This window comes from Sedimentitalea xiamensis (assembly GCF_030164465.1).
Taxonomy (GTDB): domain Bacteria; phylum Pseudomonadota; class Alphaproteobacteria; order Rhodobacterales; family Rhodobacteraceae; genus Sedimentitalea; species Sedimentitalea xiamensis.
Map to the genome: position 1 here is coordinate 1 of NZ_JASNJE010000076.1, position 2,751 is coordinate 2,751.

A 2,751-nucleotide genomic window follows, 5' to 3' on the forward strand; every position below is an offset into this window, starting at 1 on the left:
TAGGAGAGTTCGTCAAACCCCTGGTAGAACCGGTTCCAGGTCGGAGAGATCAGGATTTCGTTCAGGCAGACATGCGGCGGCATTTCGGCGACGAACCGGACCGTTTCCGCCAGGTCGTCCACCTGCAACATCCGCGCGATGTCCTTGTCGGACGGCCGGCGCGGACGGGATCTGAGGATATCCGTCGCCACCTCTCCCGGCATGATCACGGTGGAGCGGATTCCGTTTCCACCCTCTTCGGCGTTGATCGTTTCGTTCAGCGCGATGACGGCGCGCTTGGTGGCGTTGTAGGCGGCGCCGGTCAGCTTGCCCGCATAGCGTCCGGCCCAACTGGAAATCAGGATGATCAGCCCGCATCCCGCATCGCGCATCCCCGGCAACACGGCGTGGACGGGATAGAACACCCCGTTCAGATTGACATCGACGACGAGATCCCACCCCCCGGTTTCGACGTTTCCGAGGCTCCGCTTCGGAACGTTGAGCCCCGCGTTCGCCAGCAGGATGTCCACGCGGCCGATCTGTTCGCGAACCTCGGCGACCTCGTCCGCATTGGCCACGTCAAGCGGCATGGCCCGCGCCGCGCCCCCGGCCTTTGCAATTTCATCGACAACCGATTGAAGCGGTTCCGGGCGGCGTCCGGATACGATCACCTCGGCCCCGGAGCGGGCGAGCGCCAGCGCCGCGCCAGCCCCGATCCCGCTGCCGCCGCCCGTGATCCAGGCCCGCTTTCCGTCCAGTTTGCCCATGTTTCCCTTCTCCTTTTCGAACCAGGTATCCGCGCCGCTTCAGATCGGCGTCGCGACGGTCGGCTTCGGCCCCGCCGCTTCGATATCCGCGCCGGCGGCCAGCAGGATGTCCTCGCGGAACCGCCCCGCGATCAACTGCACGCCATTGGGCACGGTCCCGACCTGCCCGGTCGCAACGGTCAGCCCGGGCAGGCCCAGCGTCGGCAGGCCGCGCTGGGTCAGCTGCGCCGCGTAGACCCGCTCGAAATCGGCCTCGGACCGGACATCGAGCTGCTGCGGAAACGGCAGTTCCCCCGACACCGGGCACAGCAGGACCGGGTAGCGCCGCAGGAACCGTTCCCATTTCCGGATCAGGGTGACACGTTCCTGCAAGGCGGCCATCAGACCGTCCAGACCGATCTGGCCGCAATGGCCGGTCATCCGGCGAAACACGAACTGCGCGTCGGCATCGCCTTCCTTCTCGATCATCTGCGCCGCCGTGCGCTGGGTTTCGGCCATCCAGAGCATCGCGTTGATGTCCGCCGCCGCCTGCATCGGCGGGCATTCCACCGGATCGACCTGCCAGCCCGCCGCGCGCAACCGGGCGGCCGCGTCTTCCAGCGCGGCCACGACAGGCTCGGTCGTGGCCATGCCGTCCGGCGCCACCGCAAGGGCTGCGCGCTTCTCGAACCCGCCCTGATCCAGCGGCGACGGCGTGTACCAGGGGTCGTCCGCATCCGGCGTCATCATCGCCATCAGGGACAGCCCTATGTCTTCGATGGTGCGGGCGATCGGTCCGGACACCGCCATCAGCTGCGCCCCGATGAATCGGTCCGAACCAGAGTGGTTGAAGGCCGGAACCCGGCCGAGGCTTGGGCGCAATCCGTGCAATCCGCAGGCGTAGGCCGGGTAGCGCACGGATCCGGCGATGTCGGTTCCATGCGCCACCGCGCAGATGCCGCTGGCCACCGCGGCGGCCGCGCCGCCCGACGAGCCGCCCGGCGTTATCGAGGCATCGCGTGGGTTCAGGGTCTGACCGTGCAGGTCGTTCTTGGTGAACCAGCGCAGGGAAAAGGCCGGCGTATTGGTGCGCCCGACGATGACGGCCCCGGCTTTGCGCAGGCTGGCGACCACCGGATTGTCGGATGCCGCCACGAGATCTTTCTGCAGTTTCAACCCGTTTGTCGTGGCCTGACCTTTCTGATCGACATTGACTTTCGTCGTGACCGGGACGCCGCAGAGCGGGCCGGGGTCCTGTCCTTGCGCGATCTTGCGGTCCACCGCCGCCGCTTCGGAAAGCGCCTCGTCGGGAAATTCCTGAACCACCGCATTCAGCCGCGGATTCACGACGGCAAGCCGGTCCAGATGAGCCTTTGTCACCTCCACTGCGGAAACCTCCGCGGATCGGACCCGCCGCGCGATCTCGGATGCCGAAAGTTCCCATAGTTCAGCCATCTGCATGTCTCCCTTTTTTCCCGACAATGACCGCAAGCGATCCGCCAGATCAATGGTTTTGAAAATATCGCGCCACGATCCGCGCAAACCTGACGGCGGTCACTTGATTTGATGCACTGGGAAAATCGGATTGTTTGAAATCAATGAGTTACGGATCACCAAAATCACCTGGTTTGATCGCTTTGGGGCCATAGGCAGCCAAACCGGCAAGACGCTGGAGATCCGCGTGCAGGCGGTGGGCGAAACCGGCGAGGACGGCGAGGTCAAGGTGTTCTTCGAACTCAACGGCCAGCCCCGCGTGATCCGGGTGCCCGACCGGATGGTCAAATCCGCCACCGCCCGACGCCCCAAGGCCGACCCCCGCCACATCGGCGCGCCGATGCCCGGCGTCGTCGCCACCGTGGCGGTGCAGGCCGGGGCGAAGGTCAGGCAGGGCGACCTCTTGCTGACCATCGAGGCGATGAAGATGGAAACCGGCCTCCACGCCGAACGCGACGCCACCGTCAAGACCATCCACGTCCAACCCGCCAGCCAGATCGACGCAAAAGACCTCCTCATCGAAATGGAATGA

General features: G+C 65.6%; 2 protein-coding genes and 1 pseudogene. 1 reads left to right on the forward strand and 2 read right to left on the reverse strand.

Translation table 11 applies throughout. The features are described 5' to 3' along the window. Both QO034_RS23130 and QO034_RS23135 read right to left on the reverse strand, forming a co-directional pair. A partial coding sequence (locus tag QO034_RS23130; RefSeq protein WP_284487855.1) for an SDR family oxidoreductase occupies positions 1-746 on the reverse strand: 746 nt, incomplete at its 3' end. A 39-nt stretch (positions 747-785) separates the two neighbouring features. After that, entirely contained in the window at positions 786-2,180 is a 1,395-nt protein-coding gene (locus QO034_RS23135) for an amidase family protein (RefSeq protein ID WP_284487856.1), read from the reverse strand. A 205-nt stretch (positions 2,181-2,385) separates the two neighbouring features. Between QO034_RS23135 and QO034_RS23140 the strand changes: the two are divergent. Beyond that, positions 2,386-2,751, forward strand: a pseudogene (locus QO034_RS23140) (biotin/lipoyl-containing protein); the annotation flags it as partial.

Excerpts from the sequence above, each read along its gene's own strand:
- QO034_RS23135 (WP_284487856.1), bottom strand. The coding sequence starts at position 2,180 with ATGGCTGAACTATGGGAACTTTCGGCATCCGAGATCGCGCGGCGGGTC.